Origin of the sequence: Vibrio sp. B183, assembly GCF_000740665.1 — a bacterium.
Lineage (GTDB): Bacteria > Pseudomonadota > Gammaproteobacteria > Enterobacterales > Vibrionaceae > Vibrio > Vibrio coralliilyticus.
In genome coordinates this window covers 1-20,476 of sequence record NZ_JPQB01000020.1, presented here as the reverse complement: position 1 = coordinate 20,476, position 20,476 = coordinate 1, and the positions used below count along the sequence as shown (strand labels likewise).

General features: G+C 43.2%; 15 protein-coding genes and 1 pseudogene. 5 read left to right on the top strand and 11 right to left on the bottom strand.

Annotation, left to right across the window (positions count from 1 at the left end; all coding sequences use genetic code 11):
• Positions 1 to 46 precede the first annotated feature (46 nt).
• Positions 47 to 1,485, bottom strand: a pseudogene (locus IX95_RS20905) (PTS transporter subunit EIIC).
• Between the two features lie 264 nt (positions 1,486 to 1,749).
• Here IX95_RS20905 and IX95_RS20900 point away from each other — a divergent pair.
• Positions 1,750 to 2,949, top strand: coding sequence for an enolase C-terminal domain-like protein (locus tag IX95_RS20900; protein ID WP_038163740.1), 1,200 nt, complete (start codon positions 1,750 to 1,752; stop codon positions 2,947 to 2,949).
• A gap of 13 nt (positions 2,950 to 2,962) precedes the next feature.
• Here IX95_RS20900 and IX95_RS20895 read toward each other — a convergent pair whose 3' ends face one another.
• The 3 genes from IX95_RS20895 to torT form a co-directional block, all read right to left on the bottom strand.
• A complete protein-coding gene (locus tag IX95_RS20895) occupies positions 2,963 to 3,676 on the bottom strand; it encodes a GntR family transcriptional regulator (RefSeq protein WP_006960954.1) in 714 nt (237 codons plus the stop codon).
• 112 nt (positions 3,677 to 3,788) lie between these two features.
• A complete protein-coding gene (locus IX95_RS20890; RefSeq protein WP_006960955.1) occupies positions 3,789 to 4,244 on the bottom strand; it encodes a methylglyoxal synthase in 456 nt (151 codons plus the stop codon).
• Between the two features lie 22 nt (positions 4,245 to 4,266).
• Positions 4,267 to 5,232: a TMAO reductase system periplasmic protein TorT gene (torT, locus tag IX95_RS20885; protein ID WP_235202656.1), complete on the bottom strand. Its 966-nt coding sequence runs from the start codon at positions 5,230 to 5,232 to the stop codon at positions 4,267 to 4,269.
• Positions 5,233 to 5,348: 116 nt separating this feature from the next.
• Between torT and torS the strand changes: the two genes are divergently transcribed.
• Both torS and IX95_RS20875 read left to right on the top strand, forming a co-directional pair.
• Complete coding sequence (gene torS / locus IX95_RS20880; RefSeq protein ID WP_038163737.1) at positions 5,349 to 8,225, top strand: TMAO reductase system sensor histidine kinase/response regulator TorS; 2,877 nt, start codon at positions 5,349 to 5,351, stop codon at positions 8,223 to 8,225.
• A gap of 8 nt (positions 8,226 to 8,233) precedes the next feature.
• On the top strand, positions 8,234 to 8,758 hold the full coding sequence (locus IX95_RS20875; RefSeq protein ID WP_038163735.1) for a GNAT family N-acetyltransferase: 525 nt from the start codon (positions 8,234 to 8,236) through the stop codon (positions 8,756 to 8,758).
• 3 nt (positions 8,759 to 8,761) lie between these two features.
• On the opposite strand, the gene IX95_RS20870 is transcribed toward IX95_RS20875, so the two are convergent.
• Together IX95_RS20870 and IX95_RS20865 are read right to left on the bottom strand one after the other, a co-directional pair.
• The gene (locus IX95_RS20870; RefSeq protein ID WP_038163734.1) at positions 8,762 to 9,391 is read right to left on the bottom strand and encodes a lysoplasmalogenase; all 630 of its coding nucleotides are present in this window, start codon (positions 9,389 to 9,391) and stop codon (positions 8,762 to 8,764) included.
• Between the two features lie 67 nt (positions 9,392 to 9,458).
• Positions 9,459 to 10,607: an iron-containing alcohol dehydrogenase gene (locus tag IX95_RS20865; RefSeq protein ID WP_038163731.1), complete on the bottom strand. Its 1,149-nt coding sequence runs from the start codon at positions 10,605 to 10,607 to the stop codon at positions 9,459 to 9,461.
• 186 nt (positions 10,608 to 10,793) lie between these two features.
• Between IX95_RS20865 and IX95_RS20860 the strand changes: the two genes are divergently transcribed.
• Positions 10,794 to 11,681: an AraC family transcriptional regulator gene (locus IX95_RS20860; RefSeq protein WP_038163729.1), complete on the top strand. Its 888-nt coding sequence runs from the start codon at positions 10,794 to 10,796 to the stop codon at positions 11,679 to 11,681.
• A 186-nt stretch (positions 11,682 to 11,867) separates the two neighbouring features.
• On the opposite strand, the gene glgC is transcribed toward IX95_RS20860, so the two are convergent.
• From glgC to fruB, 5 genes are all read right to left on the bottom strand, one after another.
• A complete protein-coding gene (gene glgC / locus IX95_RS20855; RefSeq protein WP_006960969.1) occupies positions 11,868 to 13,085 on the bottom strand; it encodes a glucose-1-phosphate adenylyltransferase in 1,218 nt (405 codons plus the stop codon).
• Between the two features lie 155 nt (positions 13,086 to 13,240).
• On the bottom strand, positions 13,241 to 15,142 hold the full coding sequence (locus IX95_RS20850; RefSeq protein WP_038163726.1) for a sensor domain-containing diguanylate cyclase: 1,902 nt from the start codon (positions 15,140 to 15,142) through the stop codon (positions 13,241 to 13,243).
• A 226-nt stretch (positions 15,143 to 15,368) separates the two neighbouring features.
• Entirely contained in the window at positions 15,369 to 17,105 is a 1,737-nt protein-coding gene (gene fruA, locus IX95_RS20845) for a PTS fructose transporter subunit IIBC (protein WP_038163723.1), read from the bottom strand.
• 17 nt (positions 17,106 to 17,122) lie between these two features.
• Positions 17,123 to 18,073, bottom strand: a complete 951-nt coding sequence (pfkB, locus tag IX95_RS20840; protein WP_021455482.1) for a 1-phosphofructokinase — start codon at positions 18,071 to 18,073, stop codon at positions 17,123 to 17,125.
• A 9-nt stretch (positions 18,074 to 18,082) separates the two neighbouring features.
• Positions 18,083 to 19,219, bottom strand: coding sequence for a fused PTS fructose transporter subunit IIA/HPr protein (fruB, locus tag IX95_RS20835; RefSeq protein ID WP_038163720.1), 1,137 nt, complete (start codon positions 19,217 to 19,219; stop codon positions 18,083 to 18,085).
• 264 nt (positions 19,220 to 19,483) lie between these two features.
• Between fruB and cra the strand changes: the two genes are divergently transcribed.
• Complete coding sequence (gene cra, locus IX95_RS20830; RefSeq protein WP_038163717.1) at positions 19,484 to 20,464, top strand: catabolite repressor/activator; 981 nt, start codon at positions 19,484 to 19,486, stop codon at positions 20,462 to 20,464.
• Positions 20,465 to 20,476 lie beyond the last annotated feature (12 nt).

Sequence of the window (20,476 nt, the reverse complement as noted above, 5' to 3'; positions counted from 1 at the left end):
AAGCCGCAAGTGGGGGGACAAGCGGCTTGTTTTCAGGAGATAAAGCTTATTTAGCTTCTATTTTCACGAATGCCATCGTTAATGCAAAAGACAGAATAAACACGCCACATACACCAAGAATGGCTTGGATGAAGTTCTGTGTTCCGCCAGACAAGTATGCCGGAAGACTGAAAACAGACGACAAGATATAGCTAGTTAGGTGGGTATCAAGAGTTACTGATATTGCACCAAAGATGCCAGCAGCTAAGCTCGCCATAAACAGGGCCTTAGTATAATTCGTCAATACACCAAACAGAGCTGGCTCGGTGATACCAAGAATAGCGGTTACCCCGGAACTAGCTGTAATTGAAGAGTTTTCTTTAGAAACGAACTTACGCTGCTTGTACCACACCGCAAACGTAGCACCAGCGATAGCAAGGTTACCAAGACACATGATCGGCATGAGCAGGTCTTTACCATAAAGTGCGAAGTTGTTTAAGCTGATTGGCGTCATGCTATGGTGGATACCAAATACTATGGTAATTGGACGCGTAATCCCAAAAACAAAGCCAGTTAAAGTCGGTGAAATTTCTAGTAATGAACTCACGATCCACCCAGCTCCATTGCTCAACCAAATACCTAGAGGTCCAACAAAAGAGAGTGTGAGTGTTGATGTGATAGCAAACGCTAATAGGGGGTGATAACAGGCTTAGCCGCTGACGGAACAATACTGTCAACAAGTGGTGTAACTTTTGAAAGCAACCATACTGCCAAGATCACAGGAACTATCGCTCCGCCATAGTTTAGCAATTCAATAGGGACAGCCCCCAAAACCGTTAATTCAGCTGGTATGTTTGCTTCTTTTAACGCAGCGGCTTTTTCTATTAGCTTCGGTGACAGCATTGCAGCTGCCACAGCAACAGCGATGTATTCGTTAACACGAAACATTTTCGCGGCCGAGAAAGAGACCAAAATAGGTAGAAAGAAGAATACGGCTACAGAAATAGAGCGAAAGAAGAAAACGGTATCGGAGTTTTCTGAGATCACCTCAGTCGCTATAAGGCCTGAAAGCAAACCCATAAGCATACCAGCCCCCGCAATTGCAGGAACAATCGGACCAAAGATGCCTGCTACTATACGCATTGCGCCTTGGAAAAGTTTGCCATCTTCTTTAGTAGAATCAGCGCTATTAGGGTCCGAACTAGATTGGCTTGTGGGAAGGGCTTTAAACCATTTCTCAACGTCTACGCCAATAATAACCTGAACTTGGCCTTGCTTAATTACTACGCCTTTGACGCCCTGCAGCGACTTCAGTGTGTTTTCCTTCACTAGAGACTCGTCTTTTAGCTTAAAACGCAGGCGAGTCATACAGTGTGTAGAATCAGTTATGTTGGTTGTTCCACCAAGGGATTCAATCAGATACTGTACTTTCTCTTTGATACTACTCGTTTTATTAGGGCCAATATTGCTTGGATCTAATGCACCTACAGATTCATCTATCTTCATATACGACTACCGCTATTAATTAATCTACTTGATTGGGACTCATACTATAGATATTAGTCTGTCTTCCAAATGGCTGAAACTGAGAGTTTTGTCACAATTAAAGTTAAGTTGAATCAAATTCTAATTATTTTTTCCAATTGGTCTGTTTTTCATTGAAAACCATAACAATTAACGAACCAATTATTTTTTTAATAATATTAGGGCTTGAAAACGAAAAATTTAAATTGTTATATAAGGAAAATTCTGAGTAAGAGTCGTTTAATCGTGAACACAACAATTATCACTGATGTAGAATGCATCATTACAAAACCAGATAGACATAATTTAATTACCGTTATAGTTCACACTAATAATGGTACAGTAGGTTATGGGTGTGCAACATTCCAGCAACGTCCTTTAGCTGTTAAGACTATGGTTGATGAATATTTAAAACCATTACTTATAGGTAAAGATGCTAACAATATTGAAGACTTGTGGCAGATGATGATGGTAAATGCATACTGGCGGAATGGCCCTGTGATTAATAACGCGGTATCAGGAGTTGATATGGCCTTATGGGACATTAAAGCCAAGCAAGCAAAAATGCCACTTCACCAATTGTTCGGTGGGAAATCACGTGATGCGATTGCGGTGTACACACATGCAACCAGTGACTCTATGGAAGGTTTATACGAGTCGATCGATAACTATTTGAAACAGGGTTATCGACACATACGTTGCCAGCTAGGCTTTTATGGTGGTGTTCCTGAGGCATTACATACCACACAAAACCCAACTGTTGGTTCATACTATGATCAAGACCAATACGCAGAGAACACTGTCACCATGTTTAAATTACTTCGTGAAAAATATGGAAACCAATTCCATATTCTTCATGATGTGCACGAACGATTATTTCCCAACCAAGCGGTTCAGTTTGCTAAAGACGTAGAAAAATACAAACCCTATTTTATAGAAGATATCCTTCCACCTAATCAAACCGAATGGCTGGATAATATCCGTAGCCAAACATCAGTTTCTCTTGGCCTAGGTGAGTTATTTAACAATCCTGAAGAGTGGAAATCTCTAATTATTAATCGTCGGATAGATTTTATTCGCTGCCACGTATCTCAAATTGGTGGTATTACTCCAGCGTTGAAACTTGGTCACCTATGTCAGACATTCGGAGTAAGGATTGCGTGGCACTGCCCGCCAGACATGACACCTATAGGCGCTGCAGTCAATACGCATCTAAACGTTCATCTACACAATGCTGCTATTCAGGAGCATGTCGAATATAAAGAAAATACGCGCAAAGTTTTCCCTGGTGCGAGTGAACCTAAAAATGGCTATCTTTATGCGTCTGAGTTGAACGGTATAGGTGTTGAAATCGATACAGAAGTTGCTGCCGATTTCCCAGTGACTTACAGGCCCCATGACTGGACGCAGAGCCGTCTACCAGATGGTACTATCCACACACCTTAAAAAAATAGCCGCTTTAGCGGCTATTTTTTTCTCTAAATTCAATGTCTTCAGTATTGAAAGGGGTATGGTAAGTACATTGGTAATCGATATCGATAACATTGCTGACAATAAACACCTCACCGGACTTTAAAAAACCGCGATTGGTAATGTTCATTGCAGCAGTGGATCGTTTACAGCCAAATAGTTTGGCGTCCTCAGCAGAGATGTTTATCGCGCGATAAGTGGTGAGATACTTCTCAATCTTTAGCCCAAGCTCTATGGCATGCTTTTGTAGAGAATGTTCAACAATCTCATCACTCATTTTGGGAAACATTTTCACAGGTATTTTAGTTTCTTCTATCTGAGTGACTTTACCATCAATTAACCTAAGCCTTTTCAAATTCCATATATAATCATTGTCATCAAGTAAAAATGCTTGTTTTTCTTGGCTGTCGGTTAATCTTTTGTTTATCTTTATTTTCTTATAAGAGATTTCATTGAAACGTTTTTCAGTAATAGAGTTATATATTAGCGGGCTACTATCCAAATTTTTGTATATGTAAATTCCTGAACCAGACTTTATATATATAATACCAATTGATTGAAGCTTTTCTAAAGCCTTTCTAATGGTAAATCTAGATACGTTATAGGATTCAGATAATTCTCTTTCAGTAGGTAATTTCTCGGATATTAATTTTTGAGAGATTTTACTAATAATATCTTGAACAACAAATTCATATTTCTTCATCGATTACATTTCCGGAATATGAAGCCAACGAATACTGTAAATTTTAACACAACTGTGCAAGGTTTTATTTGAGTGGGAGGACTTAGTCACATAAAGCCCTCCTAAGAAAACTTTATGTTCGATCTGCAAGATAAGCTTCGTAATCTGGGATTTCGATGTCGACTTCGGATTCGATTAAGTCAGACTCGATTAGGAAGTTTGCCGTTGCACGGTTAGTGGCGACAGGGATGTTCCATACACTGGCGATACGGAGTAGGGCTTTTACATCAGGGTCATGCGGTACAGCATTGAGTGGATCCCAGAAGAAGATAAGCATATCGATTTTTCCTTCCGAAATCAGAGCGCCAAGTTGTTGGTCACCGCCCATCGGTCCAGAAATCATGCTTTTTATCGCTAGGCCTGTTTCTTTACTCAGCATGGAGCCTGTTGTGCCGGTAGCGTACAGAAAGTGGCGCTGAAGCTTCTCTTTGTGCTCAGTAACCCAGCGAAGTAGCTCTGGTTTACAGTTGTCATGCGCAACAAGAGCAACATGTTTGTGTGCAGGCATAGTGCGAGTTGTTTTCTGCATTCTAGATTGTTCCCTAATATTTCTAATTATTTACGTAAAATGTTGGTCGATACTCTGATGGAGACAAAGAATCCGATATCACCTGAGGTTTTAAGTTTTCAGGTGTCAGTGCCTCAATGATCGGAGCTTCACTTTTCTCGTAAGGTTGACCTTTCAGATAGCTTACCGCTTGTTTTACAGATAATCGACCTTGTTTAACCATTTTGTCAGTAGGCGCAAATTCTACGCGATTTCTCAGCAGGCCGCGGTAAACGCCGTGACTGAGGTAAGTTGAAATTAGTCCTATCCGATCTGTTTTTCCTGCTGTCCTTAATTCGCTGATCGCCGCTTCAATCGCTACAGCACTGCCAACTATATAATCTAGGTCTTCGCGCTCGATTGATTGCTGAACAAGGTTTCGCTGAAGCTCTTTGTCATTATCTGCCCAGTAGGTTTCAACAATCTGAATATCACTGTCTTCAATAGCACTGAGAAAGCCACGGATAACAGGCTTAGTTCCACCGCTAGAATCCGGACCAGGGAGTAAAACAATATTTTTAGTCCCAGAACCTCGGGGGTGTTTATCCTTCAAATACTGCCCCGTGTAATAACCCATCCAATACCAATCGACGCCAACTTCGCCTTTGAGCTGTTCTCTTGAATGGCTACCCAAAATCAGTTCATTAACACTCGCAAAAACAGGAATATCAACTGCGAATTGGCGCAAATTGTTCATGTATAGATCAGGGGCGACTGTGCCCAAGATAATGGCGTCCGCTTTCCATCGCTGGCAGTTCTGAAGTTGTTCTTTTTGTTTAGTCTGATTTGGGTATCCGCCGGCTTCAAACACTTTTAAATCAACCCCAAGCTTCTTAGCCTCGTCTACCATGCCATAGTTAACAGAAAGCCAATAAGAGTCTTTAAGGTGGGGGTAAAGCGCGCACAGTCTTAGAGGTGCTTCAGCGGCAGACAAAGAAGTCGGTATGAAGGAGCACACCGCAAGAGACATTATAAACAGTCGTTTTAGGGAGAAAGCTGGAAGCATGATGTATATCGTTGGTATTCGTTACATAAACACTGCAAAATATAGCGTATTCCCACAATGCAAAGAAGTGTATTTACTTAATGTTACTTGCTAAAGCCAGTATTGGTCGGAAGTTGCTGTTTGCTTTTCTCGCAATGGCGCTGCTAGTACTCATATCCGCGTTGATTGGTGTGTTCGGCTTCTCCTCGGTCGCCAAGACCGAAAGGAATGTTGTGAATTCCGCAATCCCTTCAATGATTGAAGCTAGACAAGTGTCTGAACTGAGTTCACGAATCATAGCTTCTGTGCAAACCCTCTCAAATTCTAAATCCGAACTTCAGCGCCAAAAGGCGGGTAAAGAGTTGTTTTCTCAGCTGGAAAGTTTACTTCAACATATCAAACAGCTCGGTTCAGATTCTTTTGATTCCAAACTATTAAGCACACTGGAAGCTGACGTTCAAACCGTAATCGATACTTTGGTCGAGCTGGGTATCGTTGTAGAGAAGAAACTGGTTCTTGAAAAAGAATTAAGCACGCGGACAGTGGAACTCCGTGAGCAAGCATCTGAACTAGAAGAGTTGACGCGTACGCAGGTTTCCAATACCAGTACTATTGCCATTGCGAATGTCACCCATATTTACGATTTGATAGAAAATGCGCAAACGTCCCAAGCATACCAAGCTTTAGACACGCTCGTTGAAGTGGATTTAGATCTAGCAGAAAGGCTGCACGAATTACACTTACTTGCATTTAAAATGCTTAACCACATTGAAGAAGCGCGCACAATTTCGGATATCGATCGTATCCATACGGTTAGAGTAGAGTTCGTCAGTAACCTTGAGATCATGAAACGCCGAGTGCGAGCGGTAGAAGATCCAACACGTTCGATACAAATGGCTGAACTATTAACGCAATTGGAAAAAGGCGAGGTCGTCTTTGACGTTTTGCATCAACGCTACCAAAACGAACGCTCATCACAACAGCTAATGCAGGACACGCTGATACAATTTTCAGCGCTGAATACGACAGTAAACAAATTAGTGGATGATTCAAACCAGGCTACGACACGAGCAGTGGACAAGCTCAAAACGACATTAAATTATGCTCAACTCAGCCTGACGATCATTACGGTTTTAGGTATGCTGATCGTCATTTTGATCGTTTGGAAAGTGGTTTATGTATCGGTACTCAAACGCTTAGCAGAATACTCGTCCGCATTGTCGTCTATCGCACAAGGGCAGCTGAAAGTCGATATCACTGTGAAAGGCAATGATGAGCTAGCGCATATGGGTCAAGCTATCATCACAGCGAGAAATACGGCTCAATCATTGAAAGTAGTCGCAGAAAGTGAAGCAAAAGCGAAGCGAGAGTTACAAGAACATAAAGAACACCTTGAAGAGCTTGTCACCGAGCGCACTCACCAATTGCAAGATACTAACAAACGCCTAAATCACGAAGTACTCAACCATGCTAAAGCGCGCCGACAAGCGGAGCAAGCGAGCCGAGCAAAAACGGCGTTCTTAGCTACGATGAGTCATGAAATCCGCACACCAATGAACGGGGTGCTTGGTACAGCTAGATTGCTTAAAGAAACTGGGTTGAACTCGAAACAAGGCCATTTTGTGGATGTGATCAATCGTAGCGGTACCACATTACTTGCGATCCTGAATGACGTCCTTGATTATTCGAAGATTGAAGCGGGCCACCTAGAAATACGGCCAGTGGACTTCAACCTTTTTGACATGGTGGAAGACGTTCAGCAGTTGCTTGATGGCAGAGCTAAAGAAAAAGACATCGAAATCAGTACCTTGATAGAAAGCGATGTCAGTCAGTTTTTATATGGTGACGTAACTCGTATTAGCCAAGTGTTAACTAATCTAGTCGGCAATGCTGTTAAATTTACAGAGCAAGGCCACGTTGATATTTACGTAACCTATGATCCTGACCAAGACGGTCAGGTGTTGTTCGAAGTTTCTGATACTGGCATAGGTATCAGTCAGGAAGAGCAAGAGACTTTGTTCGATGCGTTTACTCAGGCTTCTGGTGGTATGAATAGCAAAGGTGGTACGGGCCTTGGTCTCGCTATTAGCAAACGTATTGTCGAAGCCATGGGAGGATCCCTACAGCTCGAATCTGAAGTAGGACAGGGGAGTCGATTCAGTTTTAGTGTTCCTTTGTCCCAAGGCAGCAAGGTTCAATCTAAAGATCTTAATGTTGGTTCAACGCTAAAAGCGAAAGTACTGCTGGTGGAAGATAACCCAGTTAATTGCCTAGTAGCGGAAGGCTTTTTAGAAAGTCTAGGTCACGAAGTAACGACGGCGAATGATGGCTATTCCGCTGAGGAGATTTATTCTCAGCATGATTTTGATATCGCTTTGCTTGATATCAACCTCCCTGACTGCAATGGCGTAGAGCTGTTAGACAAATTGAAACGAATTAAAAGTGACAATGTCACTCCAATGGTTGCAATTTCAGCTCACGTTTACGATGAAGAAGTGCAAAGCTACCTTGCTGCAGGGTTCGATGGCTACCTGCCTAAACCTTTAGATAAAGATGCACTTTGTCATATGATTAACTCCAGTCTGCAAGGTCACTCGCTGTTACTTGAGCAATCGGATCTTGCGCAAAGTTACCAGCCCGTGACCTCACGCATCATCGATATAAGCGTTGTCAGTAAAGATTCTCTCATTCTTGGGAACGAAAAAATGAAAGAAATCATCACCCTGTTTGATAAGAGTGCTGACGAAACATTGAATCTTATGCAAACAGCCGCTGAGCAAGATGACCCGAATCAAATAAAACAACTCGCACACAAGTTGAAAGGTTCAGCAGGAAGCTTGGGTCTGCTAGCATTGTTTGACGCTTGTTTGGGTATAGAGAAATCTCAGCAGCCAGTTAGTGATTATTTGGCGGATAAAGATAAGCTTTTATCGCTGATAGAAAGCTCAAAACAAGCGTTGAATCAATTGGTTGACTAGGTAGAACTATGATAGAAATTGCATCTCCTCGACTTTCGATGCGTCAGATTACGGAAACAGATTGGCCACTTTTCTTACGCTTACACCAAGAAGAAGAAGTGATTCGTTACGCGTTTGACCAACCTGAACTTGAAGATATTCGCCAACGATTTGAATCGAGATTACCTGTGTGGGAGTGGGGCAGCGGACATTGGCTATGCCTTGTCATTAGAGATAGCCAAAACAATCAGCCCATAGGCGTAACAGGTTTGTGCATTGAAGATGAATCTGATGATTCTGTCGAAATAGGCTATTTACTGCTTCCAGAGTTTCATGGAAAAGGTATAGGGACAGAGTCCTTACTGGCATTAATCGCTCACGTAAAGAGCTCTCTACCTGCGGTAAAGAACATTAACGCTATCGTGACTGATGGTAACGTAGCTTCGTGCAAAGTGCTCGAAAAGGCAGGATTTGAGTTAGTAGAAAGGGAAGAAAACGCGTATCGAATTGGTGGCAAACTCTATGATGATTTGATTTATCGTTTCCACTTATAATTCTTAAGCTCTGTAGGCAACCACAGATAATGTCAGCAACAATTGTGCGGTGTAGTAGGTAATCATAATCACATGACGCGAGAAAGCTGAACTAGATCGGAATCGGTCTACGGCTAACACAATGTCTGAGGTTATAAAAATCAACGCGCCCATGACAGCAAACGCCGCTGACTGTGCATGATCCACTCGCCAATACTCAATCGCAGCCCAAGCCATTCCGAGAATACCTAATGAATAGAAGGCTACAGGAAGCTTCATATTTCCGAGAGTGGGGAGCAGTAGTAAGAAAACAATAATACCAACCGATAAAAGTAGTAGTGGTAGCCACCAATTTATCAATCCATCGAGTTGAGTATAAAAAGCGAAAGAGTAGATAAAATGTACCAGTAGGAAAACCGTTAACCCTTGGACAAATCTATCTTTCGGGTGCATGAGTAGCAGGTCGCCAACAACAGAAACAAGTAATCCTACTGCCATCCATAAAGCGTATTGACCAACCACCTCATACAGTGAGATTAACACAACAGCCATGAGTAAAATTGGTAAAGTTTTGGTGGCATAAAACAGCCACCGAGGGCCACGCTCAATACTCCAGACATGTACAGCACACAGTGTTAGGATCAGCAGCCACATTTCTCTTTTCACCCATATAAAAAAAGCAGCAATATTGCTGCTTTTTAGCGTACTAACAGGGTGTTAACTAAGCAATAGCCTGAGTCAATATTTCGCGGCTTTCCTTTAGAGTGATTGCTTGATTTTCACCTAATGCTTTCATGCCATGAAGTTCTAACTGACTCACTACCGAGTCGATCGCGCTTTGTTTATCACTGCCATGCTCAGTTAACTGTGTTGAGACTGTCATTGTCTGATAGAAACTTTCTATTGCATCAATGGTACGCTCAGCTAGGTCATTACCCAGTTCTAGACCAAATACATTCACGCCCATTTGTTCCAGTTTGGCACGTTTGTGAACTAATTGGTTGCGAAGAAGAGAAGGCTGTACGATGGCCAGAGAGCGAGCGTGGTCAACACCCCAAAGTGCTGTCAGCTCGTGGCCGATCATGTGAGTCGCCCAGTCTTGCGGTACCCCGCTGCCGATGAGACCATTCAGAGCCTGGTTTGCTGACCACATGAGATTTGCACGCCATGCGTCATCGTCACGATTGTCAAAGTCTTCGCCGAGCTTCTTAAGAGTGCGAAGTAGAGTCTCTGCATAGCCATCTTGAACCATTGCGCCATGTTTTGTAGTCAGGTATTGCTCACATACGTGTACCCAAGCATCAACAATACCGTTGATTAGTTGCTTTTCAGGCAGAGTCTTCATCACATCCGGGTCCATAACCGCAAATTTTGGCTGTACAAATGGGCTAAGGAACGCGAGCTTATCCTGCGTTTCAGCTTTTGTAATCACAGCACCCATATTGGATTCAGAGCCAGTTGCTGGAAGTGTTAATACTGCGCCAAGTGGTGTTGCTTCAGAAACTTGATGCTTGCCCGTTAGGATATCCCAGCCGTCACCATCATACTTGGCAGCCGCCGCAACGTATTTAGAGCCATCAATAACAGAACCGCCACCAACAGCAAGGATGAAGTTAATGCCTTGCTCTTTAACAATCGCGACCGCTTTATCAAGTGTTTCTTTTGTTGGGTTTGGTTCAACGCCTGAAAACTCAACCCATTGATGACCGTTCAGTGCCTCAGAAACCTGATCATAAACGCCGTTACGTTTAATAGAACCTCCGCCATAAATGACGAGAACTTTATCTTGCGGTTGAATCGATGATTGAATGGCACTGATTTGACCTTGACCAAACAGAATCTGGGTAGGGTTAGCGTAAGTAAATTGCATTGTCATTCCTCTTGCTTCAGTTGACGCCTGATAGGGCAGACTGATTTTGTGTCCCGAGCTTGGAAACACTTCATTGTTTGAATGCATAATAGTACTGAAAAGGCGTTTTAAAAATATCGAATCCTCTGTTTATGTTGCCTATTTCTACTTTTTGTATATTCTTATTGAAAATTGACAGGAGGTGATATGACACTCGCCCAATTAATGCAGCAGTATGTTGATACCCATAATCTGAATGACCTCGAAGGAGTAAGAAAGACCGGTCTTGACGGAGTTTGGTTTTATCGCAGTAGCACTGGAAACACTCGCCAGCCTTTTATTTATCAGTCTGGTGTGATTGTGTTGGGGCAAGGAAACAAGATTATTCATATTGGCAGTGAGCCGGTAAAGTATGGGCCAAATGACTACTTAGTCGTTGGTGTGCCTATGCCTTTAGAGTGTGAGGCGTTCCCAACAAATGGCGAGCCACTTCTTGGGTTAACTGTCGATATTGACCCTCAGATGTTACATCGTCACGTTAATAAGCTTGAATCACTTGGATACGCTCCTCACAAAGAACAACCACATTACACCTGTGGTTTGCGTTCTGTCAGTATGGAAGATTCTATGCTGGATACCTGCAAACGAATCGTACGCGCGTTGTGTAATCCAGTTGAGCTATCACTGTTAGGTGAATCTCTTAAAGAAGAGTTGGCCTATCGTGCCTTGACTAGTAGTGAAGGGCATGTGTTGTTTGATTTAGCCCACCATGAAGGTCAATATGCTCGCGTCGCCAAAGCTTTGGATAAAGTCCATAGAAGCTATAGCGAAACCCTCTCTGTACAACACCTTGCTGAAGAGGCCAACATGAGTATGTCTGCCTTCCACAGCGCTTTTCGTCAGATCACACTTGAATCACCTATTCAGTACATTAAAAAGGTGCGTTTAAACAAAGCGAAAGAACTCATCCAGCTAGAAGGTAAGAAAGTGAATGATGCAGCAAGACTAGTTGGTTATAACAGTGTTTCTCAATTCTCGCGTGAGTACAAAAGACACTTTAATGAAACACCGACAGGATTAAAGCTGGTGAGTTGAAAACACAAAAGAGGAAAGGGACAGTTAAATAATTACTGTTTTTTTATCAAACCAGTAACAGCATAATTCCTCGTGTAAACAAAACAAGATACAAGTTTTTGATTTACATACCCCTATAGGAGATCTAGTCAGTCTCTTACATTAGCCCTCTTAAACTCGATGAGATTAAGAGGGCTATTTTTTAACTTAAGAAAATTGATAGTTCTCAGGAACAACGACAACACCTTTTTCCGAAACATGGAACCGTTTGGCGTCTTCAATTTTGTTAATTCCAATTTGAGTGTATGGTGGAACCTTAACGTGTTTATCAATAATACAGTTGACTAACTGGCTTCCTTCTCCAACTTCAACATCATCAAAAAGAATACTGTCGACCACAGTAGCGCTGTCGTTAATTCGAACATTGGGGGATACCACGGAGTGCTGAACAGACCCACCCGAATTAATTACGCCATTCGCAATGATTGAATTAATAAAAATCCCTTCATTTCCAGTTGCAGAAGAAACAGTGCGGGCAGGAGGGCATTGCGCTTCATAAGTTCTTACTGCCCAATCAGGCTGATAAAGGTTCATGGGCGGAACCGGCTCAAGCAAATCCATATTGGCTTCATAAAACGAATCTAGTGTTCCAACGTCTCGCCAGTAGCAATCTTTCGCTACTCGACCTTTATCATTACAAAAATCGTAAGCGTAAACCGACTCTGTCTTGATAAGTTTAGGAATAATGTCTTTACCAAAGTCATGACTTGAGTCAGGACATTCAGCATCGTCATCGAGTGCGGCTCTTAATACATCCATATCAAAGATGTAGATTCCCATGGATGCCAAGCTGCGATCAGGTTTGCCAGGAATCGATGGTGGGTCGAGAGGCTTTTCAACAAATGAAGTAATTAGGCCGTTGTCATCAGTATCCATGACACCAAATTGAGTGGCCTCATCACGGCTTACGTCCATGCAAGCGATGGTAAGCTTGGCATTATTTTGCTTATGTTCTTCGAGCATTGCAGCGTAATCCATTCGATAGATGTGATCGCCAGACAAAACAACAACATACTTTGCATCACTGCGGGAAAGTAGCCATAAATTGTGGTAGATGGCATCAGCGGTACCTTCATACCATTTGCCGCCCCCTCTCATTTGCGGCGGAACTACAGAAATGAACTCGCCAAGCTCCGGATTGAATATCGACCAACCATCACGTAAATGCTTTTGAAGTGAGTGGGATTTGTATTGGGTAAGAACGAGAATTTTCCTAAGGCCGGAGTGTAGGCAATTGGTGAGTGTAAAATCTATGATTCGATACTTGCCTCCAAATGGAACGGCTGGCTTTGCTCTATCGTCAGTCAAAGGGCTCAATCTCGAACCCATCCCACCTGCTAGGACTACCGCTAGTGTATCTTGCATGCCTTTCTCCCTGAAATAGTGCGTTTATGTGCTTTCAGAAAGACTACTTCAAGTTTCAAGCCAATATTCAACTTGTTGAGTTTTCGCGCTCTGCCAACGATTCGTATTAAAAAAATGCACCACCCATTGCACCAACAAAATGCATTGCACCAAAGTTAGGCAACAGTACCCATCTCTTCAGAGTCAAGAATCGATACACAATTTCGACCTAATGACTTAGATTCATACAATGCCACGTCAGCACGCTTGTAGGTATTTTCGACAGATCCATCCATATCAGTTACCCCAACACTGACCGTAATTTGCTCGTCGTGTTGAAGCGATACCGATGTGCGCAGGCGGTTTGTGACGATTTCCGCTTCTTGAATGCGAGTGTGGGGCATAATGATCGCAAACTCTTCGCCACCGATTCGTGCAATGAAGTCTGTTTCTCGAAGATGATCACTTAAGACTGTTCCGACAGATTTAATAATTTTATCGCCTTCATCGTGACCCAATCTATCATTTACACGCTTGAAGTGGTCGATGTCGACAATAGCAAAACAAGTAGGTTCAGCATGGCTATAGCGCTTACTTTTTGCACATTGCGCCGCCATTTCTTGATCAAACTTACGTCTATTCCATAAACCAGTCATAGAGTCTTTCTCACTCATCTCTCTCAGGCGATTTTCGAGTTCTTTACGGTGAGAGATGTCGACAAAAGAGGCAACATAAAACTGAATTACCCCATTGTTGTCGGTCACTGTCTGAATACGCAGTATCTCGGTAATATGAGAACCATCGCGACGCTTGTTAACGACTTCGCCTTCCCACAAGCCTTCTTTTTCTAAAATCTTCCACATATTAATGTAGAACTCTTGTTCATGTTTATTAGCAGCAAAGAAAGAAGGCTGCTTTCCTTTGACCTCTTTAAAGGTATAACCACTGACTCGAGTAAACTCTTCATTCGTCTTAATAATTCGGTTCTGACGATCGGTGATCAGCATAGCTGACATACCATTCATTGCAGCACGGGCAATTTGGCTTTCCATACTATTTTTGGTGTGATTGTAATTCCACGTAACAAAACTGAACGCGATGAGCAAAATGATCATGTACACAGAAGCGGCTTGAATTGAGAGTTCAGTCTTACGCTCAAGGTAAAGCTGAGCAGCGTCGTACTGAGAGACTTCAGCGACGAGGATAAAGTGCAGTGGTCTATCAAGGGTATTAAGTTCTGCTTTAACGTAAGATAACCATTTGCCTTGTTCAAATAGGGTCCCATGCTCATTGAATTGAAGTTGGCGCCACAATTTAGGGTAGAGCTTACTTAATTTAAACTCTGAGTTTTCTTTCGCAATGTGGCCCATTATGTTTGTCATGTTTTTAGCCATGACGTAATAGCCATCAGAATTGAAGACATCCGGTAAATCGTCATTCACTTTGTTATACGCTAAGCGTTGATACAAATAGTCAAAGTCAAGATTTGCAATAAAGTAGCCACGACGCTCTGAATGAATGTCGATGGGGACGATTACCCTTAAACTGGGTGTAAGCGGCTGGGCAATTTGATTATTTTCTCGCTCTAAATCAATACCAAAAGTTCCGACCGTATTTGCAGGCAGGTTTTGAGCGAACTTGAAATAATCCCGATGGAATTTGTTTTGTAGGAACTCTTCAGGAACAACCACACTCGCTCGTTGACCATGATTAATTCGCACCAACTCTTGGCCATGGTTGTCCAAATAGCGAAGTTGCGAAAAGTAGCCTTGAGTACGGGCTACTAGCAGCCAAAAGTCCTGTAATGCCCCGCGATTCATATCGTTTGGTTCCAATACTGCGCGATGGAAGATGCCATTATTCGAAAGGAATTTTACGGATTTAAGAATTTTAGAAGAGTGCGATTTTAATTCAGAGCGCGCATATTCTAGTTTTGTTTGTGTCAGGCGATCAACTTGTTGACGAGCATCTTCTTCGACCTTAGAAAGCTCGTTCGCAAAATAAAGTGTTGGCACGAAGGCTAGGGTGATGAATACAAGCATGAACTGCAGGAGAATGCGGGAATTTATCTTGAACATTTCGCCCCAATGACGCCAAAAATTTACTTAATAATACTGTGAATAATTATATGAGATTTTATTGATTTTACTGTGAGCAGTGTGGAATATCCCACGATATTGATTCAGATGCTGGGCAATATGATGCATTGATTAATGGTAAGTGTTTAAAAATTCGGGAATAAAAAAGCCCTACTCAATGAGTAGGGCTTGAGCCAAGTCGATTGGGGGAGACTGGCTTACAAGTTTAAGCGGCAGCGGTTTCTGCTTTACCTTGATTTGAACGATTCTTCAAAAATGCATAACCAAAGCCAGTGAGTGCAGTACCTGCCGCTATAGCAACTAGATACATCAGAACAGGAGTTATAGCGTTAGGAATAAGCAATACAAACAAACCACCATGAGGAGCCATCAGTTTTGCGCCAAACAACATTGAAAGGGCACCTGTTAATGCGCCACCTGCCATACAGGCTGGGATAACACGCATCGGATCTTTCGCTGCAAAAGGAATAGCGCCTTCAGAGATAAAGCAAAGCCCTAATACGAAGGAGGCTTTACCTGCTTCACGTTCACTCGGCTCAAACTTATCGCGCGCTAAGAATGTGGCCAGCCCCATACCCAATGCAGGTACCATACCAGCCGCCATGATCGCTGCCATAGGAGCGTAAGTTTGAGATGCCAGCAAGCCAACACCAAACGTGTACGCGGCTTTGTTTATCGGACCGCCAAGGTCAAAACACATCATTGCACCTAAGATAACACCAAGTAATACCGCGTTAGCAGAGCCCATGTTATTCAAGAACTCTGTCATCGCAGCCATGATGCCAGAAACCGGACCACCAACGATGTAGATCATTACTAGGCCAGTGAACAAACTTGCAACAAAAGGAATGATCAGAATCGGCTTCAGTGCTTCCATCGATTGAGGAAGTTGGACTTTGTCGGCGATGAGCTTCGCTGAGTAACCAGCAATAAAACCAGCTGCGATCCCGCCAAGGAAGCCGGCACCCGTTGAACTGGCAAGCATGCCACCAATTAAGCCTGGTGCAAGACCTGGGCGATCGGCAATTGAGAATGCAATAAAACCAGCAAGCACTGGAATCATCAGAGCAAAGGCAGAACCTCCACCAATGGTCATGAGCGCCGCGGCAAGCGTACCTTCTTCTTTAAATGCTTCAATACCAAATACGAATGAAAGCGCGATGATCAAACCGCCAGCAACAACGACAGGCAACATATGCGAAACACCTGTCATCAGATGCTTATATACACTTTTTTTATCTTCAACAGTCGCAGACTCGCCAGAACCTGTATGCTGGTAAATAGTGGCTTCAGAGAAGGCTTTATTTAGCTCTTGCTCAGTCTTTTTAAGTGCTGGCCCCGTTTTAGTACGGTACATAGGTTTGCCATTGAAGCGATCGAGTGGCACTTCAATATCCGCAGCGATGATAACCAGATCAGCGTCAGAAATGTCAGCCTCAGTCAGTTGGTTTTTCGCACCTACTGAGCCGCGAGTTTCGACTTTGATTTGGTGGCCCTGACGTTTAGCTTCATCTTCTAGTGCTTCGGCAGCCATGAAGGTGTGAGCCACGCCTGTAGGGCAGGCAGTAATAGCGACAATCTTCTTAGCGGAAATGTTTGTAGACAATGCTACAGACTGAACACTCTCAACATTTAACTCGGTTGCATTGCTAACCGCGTGTTGAAGAAAATCCGCCGGGTTTTCGGTGACTTCATTGATAGAGGCTTGATACACCTTTTTACCAACAAAACGCGACGTGTCGACAGGAGTATTGGTTGCAATGACCACTACATCTGCTTTAGCAATATCTTCCGCTGATAGTGTGTAACCAGCCAATACGCTGGACTGGCATTCTATTTTGGCGCTGAACTTGAGTTGATTAGCGGCTTTTTCTAAAAGCCCGGCAGCGATGATGCTGTTTGCAACCCCGCTAGGGCAAGCTGTAATAATCGCAATATTCATAATCTCGACCTTTGTCCTTAAGCTTTCTGATCAGAGAGCAGGTTGATTTTGATTTGTTCTTGTAGGGTATGTACTTGTTTAATATCTGGGACGCCAACGCCGACTTGGCTGACAGCCAAGGCTGATAGTGCGGTAGCGAAAGACAAGAGTTCAGTTTTCGTCATAGATTTCATGTGGCCCCAGCATAAACCGGCGACCAGCGTATCGCCTGCACCCACGGTGCTGACGACGTCCATTCTCGGCGGCTGAGCTTGAATCCATTGATTCTGGTTTAACCACATTACGCCTTCAGCCCCCATGGAAACGACCACGTTTTCTATTCCACGCTGACTCAAATCTTCGGCTACTTGCTGGCATTCACGGGCAGAAATTAATGTTTTTCCAGCATAGTCAGACAGCTCTTCATCATTAGGCTTAATCAACCAAGGGGCAGATTCAATACCGGCTTTTAGCGCCTCTCGGCTTGAATCAAACAAGACTTTTTTGCCTTTTTGCTCAAGGAAGGAAACCCATGAAGCGCAACGCTGTGGAGTAACACCTTTTGGCAAACTCCCAGCCAGCACAAAGTAGTTGTGGTTCTCAGCAAGTTCTTCTAGTTTGTCTTCAAATTGACTCAGTGCCGCTTCGTCGATGCTGATACCTGGAAAATTGATGTCACTTACGCTGCCATTCTCTTCGACAAGTTTGACGTTGATACGTGTAGCACCACTGACCCGAATGAACTGGTCATCAGCGCCCATCTCTTCAAACAGCTGAGAGAACATTTCCTGATTGTCTTTGCCAAGAAAGCCAGTGACTGTAACTTCTGCACCTAAATCGGATAGCACTCTAGCAACGTTTACACCTTTACCTGCGGCGTGGAGTGAACTCTGATTAACTAAGCTAACGGAACCCTGTTTAAGAGTTGATAAACTGCCTGTAAGGTCAAGTGCCGGATTCAACGTGATGGTAACGACTTTGTTCGTCATAATGATTCCTTAGCTCTCGCCCAGGCCAGCGTCGATGGCTGCACCAATAGACGCAAGAGCTTGCTGTGCATCTGCACCATCCGCAGTAAACTGAAGTTGATGACCCTTTTTGACACCTAAAGCGATCACCTTCATCAAGCTTTTAGCGTTAACCGTAGAACCATCACCATCAAGGTTGGCAACTTTGATGGTCGATTCGAATTTTTTGGCTTCAGCGACAAGCATTGCGCCAGGTCTTGCATGCAAGCCATGGGCATTTCGAATAACAAAGACAGCGCTGTTATCGCTCCCTTCACTGGAAGGGAGCTCGGTTTCATTTGACTTAAATAAGTTGAGCAATTGATCTGTCGTCGCGTCGGTGAGTACGTTTTGCTTACCTTCGAAAACAATTTGGCTAAGAGTATCCAACTGGGATTTATGACTATCGTTACACGCAGCAAACGCGATAAGTGCTTTGACTTCTTTGCCTTCATACTCACAATGGTTGGCTGTTGAAACAAAAGCCATTCCAGTGCGCATAACGGCTTTATCTGAACTTGCGAGCCAAACTCCACGGCCAAGATGGGTTGGGGCAGTAGTGACTAGGCTGGCAACAAACTCGCTATCAGCACAACCAGTATTTTTGAGCAATCCACCCGCAACTGCTGACATCTGAACCATATCGCTGGCAGGGAAGTTGAGTTGAATGAGAGACGGATCAAAATCGATCTCCAATTGCGTTTCTCCATTCAGAAGCGCAATAATTTCATCTTCAGTTTTTGCGTGTTTAAGCTTGGCTTCAATGCCATCTGCAGATAGCACTTTTGTGAGTTGCTTCAATATCCCCAAGTGCTCATCAGACTTGGCGGCGATACCTATAGCCACATAAGCAGTATTGCCGTCACCCCACTCAACACCTTCAGGAAAGTGGGCGATAGATACACCCGTTGTTTTAACCAATTCACGGGTATCGGTAGTGCCGTGAGGAATCGCAATACCGTTGCCTAGGAAAGTAGAGTTTTGGTTTTCTCGGTTCAGCATACCCTCTACGTAGCCATTCTCCACCAAGCCCTTACTCGTCAGAGCTTCAGCGAGAAATGTAATTGCACTTGTCTTATCAGAGAAAGATTGCTGCAGCGAAATATCTTTTGTTGTTAGCTTGAGCATAAGCGCCTCAATTCGTTTACTTATCCAATTCAGTAGCAGTTAATGCGCAGCTGAATCGTTTCAGCAAATTATTAAAAAAATTCAGCAAACCAAAAACAATAGATTTTCATTTGCTGTGTTATTCAAAATTCGAATCGTTATCAAATTTTCAATTTTGCTGAATCCTTTCAGCTTTAATGCTGAATCGTTTCAGTTTATAATGCAAATATTGTCAGGATCATCATTAAGGATTTTTGATCCAATGCACAGAATATGTAGGTTCATATGACACTAGATGAAATAGCCAAACTGGCTGGAGTATCCAAAACGACCGCCAGTTATGTCATCAACGGCAAGGCTCAAAAGTACAGAATCAGTGAGAAAACACAGAAGAAGGTAATGGCAGTTGTGGATGAACACAATTACCGTCCTGACCTTGCTGCAAGTACCTTGAGAGCAGGGCAGAGTCGTTCGTTTGGATTAATTATTCCTGACTTAGAAAACACCAGTTATGCTAGGTTAGCCAAACTGCTAGAACAGAACTCCCGCGCAGCCGGATACCAAATATTGATTGCATGCTCGGATGATGAGCCCTCAACAGAAAAAAGCGTCGTTCAAGCTTTAGTAAGCCGCAAAGTTGATGCGCTTTTTGTTGCGAGTGCCATTCCTGAAGCCAGTGACTTTTATCGAGATTTACAAGAGAAAGGCACACCCGTTATCGCAATTGACCGTCCTTTGGATGATGAACACTTTTCTTGTGTCATCAGTGAAGATTTTGGCGCGGCATTTGAACTTACGTCATCAATCATTAGTGACAGCGTAACTAAAGTAGGTCTAATCGGTGCTTTGCCTGAACTAAACATTTCCCGGGAGCGTGAGCTTGGCTTTCGTTCAGTTGCACAGAAAGGTGACTTAGAAACGGTAGTGGGTTATGGCGAACACTTCAATAGAGAAGATGGCCGCAAAGTGTTGGAAGGCTGGATCGCTGAAGGAAATCTTCCTCAAGCAATCATTACGACATCATACACCTTGTTAGAAGGTGTACTTGACGTTTTATTGGATAAGCCTGAAGTAATGGATCAAGTTAAGTTATCCACCTTTGGTGACAATCGCCTGCTGGACTTCTTACCAGTCAAAATCAACTCATTACCTCAACAATTTGAGCTAATAGCCGATAGCGCTCTTGCACTGGCATTAAATGCAACAGCTAAGCGTTATCAACCAGGTGTTGAGCTTGTGCCTAGAAAGATTATTGTGAGGCAGTAAAAATCCACCTGC

Coding starts and splice junctions, on each gene's coding strand:
- IX95_RS20865 (WP_038163731.1), bottom strand. CDS start 10,607: ATGCAATTTACTTACGCTAACCCTACCCAGATTCTGTTTGGTCAAGGT.
- IX95_RS20850 (WP_038163726.1), bottom strand. CDS start 15,142: ATGTTCAAGATAAATTCCCGCATTCTCCTGCAGTTCATGCTTGTATTC.
- cra (WP_038163717.1), top strand. CDS start 19,484: ATGACACTAGATGAAATAGCCAAACTGGCTGGAGTATCCAAAACGACC.
- pfkB (WP_021455482.1), bottom strand. CDS start 18,073: ATGACGAACAAAGTCGTTACCATCACGTTGAATCCGGCACTTGACCTT.
- torT (WP_235202656.1), bottom strand. CDS start 5,232: ATGTCTCTTGCGGTGTGCTCCTTCATACCGACTTCTTTGTCTGCCGCT.
- torS (WP_038163737.1), top strand. CDS start 5,349: ATGTTACTTGCTAAAGCCAGTATTGGTCGGAAGTTGCTGTTTGCTTTT.
- IX95_RS20870 (WP_038163734.1), bottom strand. CDS start 9,391: ATGTGGCTGCTGATCCTAACACTGTGTGCTGTACATGTCTGGAGTATT.
- IX95_RS20860 (WP_038163729.1), top strand. CDS start 10,794: ATGACACTCGCCCAATTAATGCAGCAGTATGTTGATACCCATAATCTG.
- IX95_RS20875 (WP_038163735.1), top strand. CDS start 8,234: ATGATAGAAATTGCATCTCCTCGACTTTCGATGCGTCAGATTACGGAA.
- glgC (WP_006960969.1), bottom strand. CDS start 13,085: ATGCAAGATACACTAGCGGTAGTCCTAGCAGGTGGGATGGGTTCGAGA.
- fruA (WP_038163723.1), bottom strand. CDS start 17,105: ATGAATATTGCGATTATTACAGCTTGCCCTAGCGGGGTTGCAAACAGC.
- IX95_RS20895 (WP_006960954.1), bottom strand. CDS start 3,676: ATGAAGAAATATGAATTTGTTGTTCAAGATATTATTAGTAAAATCTCT.
- fruB (WP_038163720.1), bottom strand. CDS start 19,219: ATGCTCAAGCTAACAACAAAAGATATTTCGCTGCAGCAATCTTTCTCT.
- IX95_RS20890 (WP_006960955.1), bottom strand. CDS start 4,244: ATGCAGAAAACAACTCGCACTATGCCTGCACACAAACATGTTGCTCTT.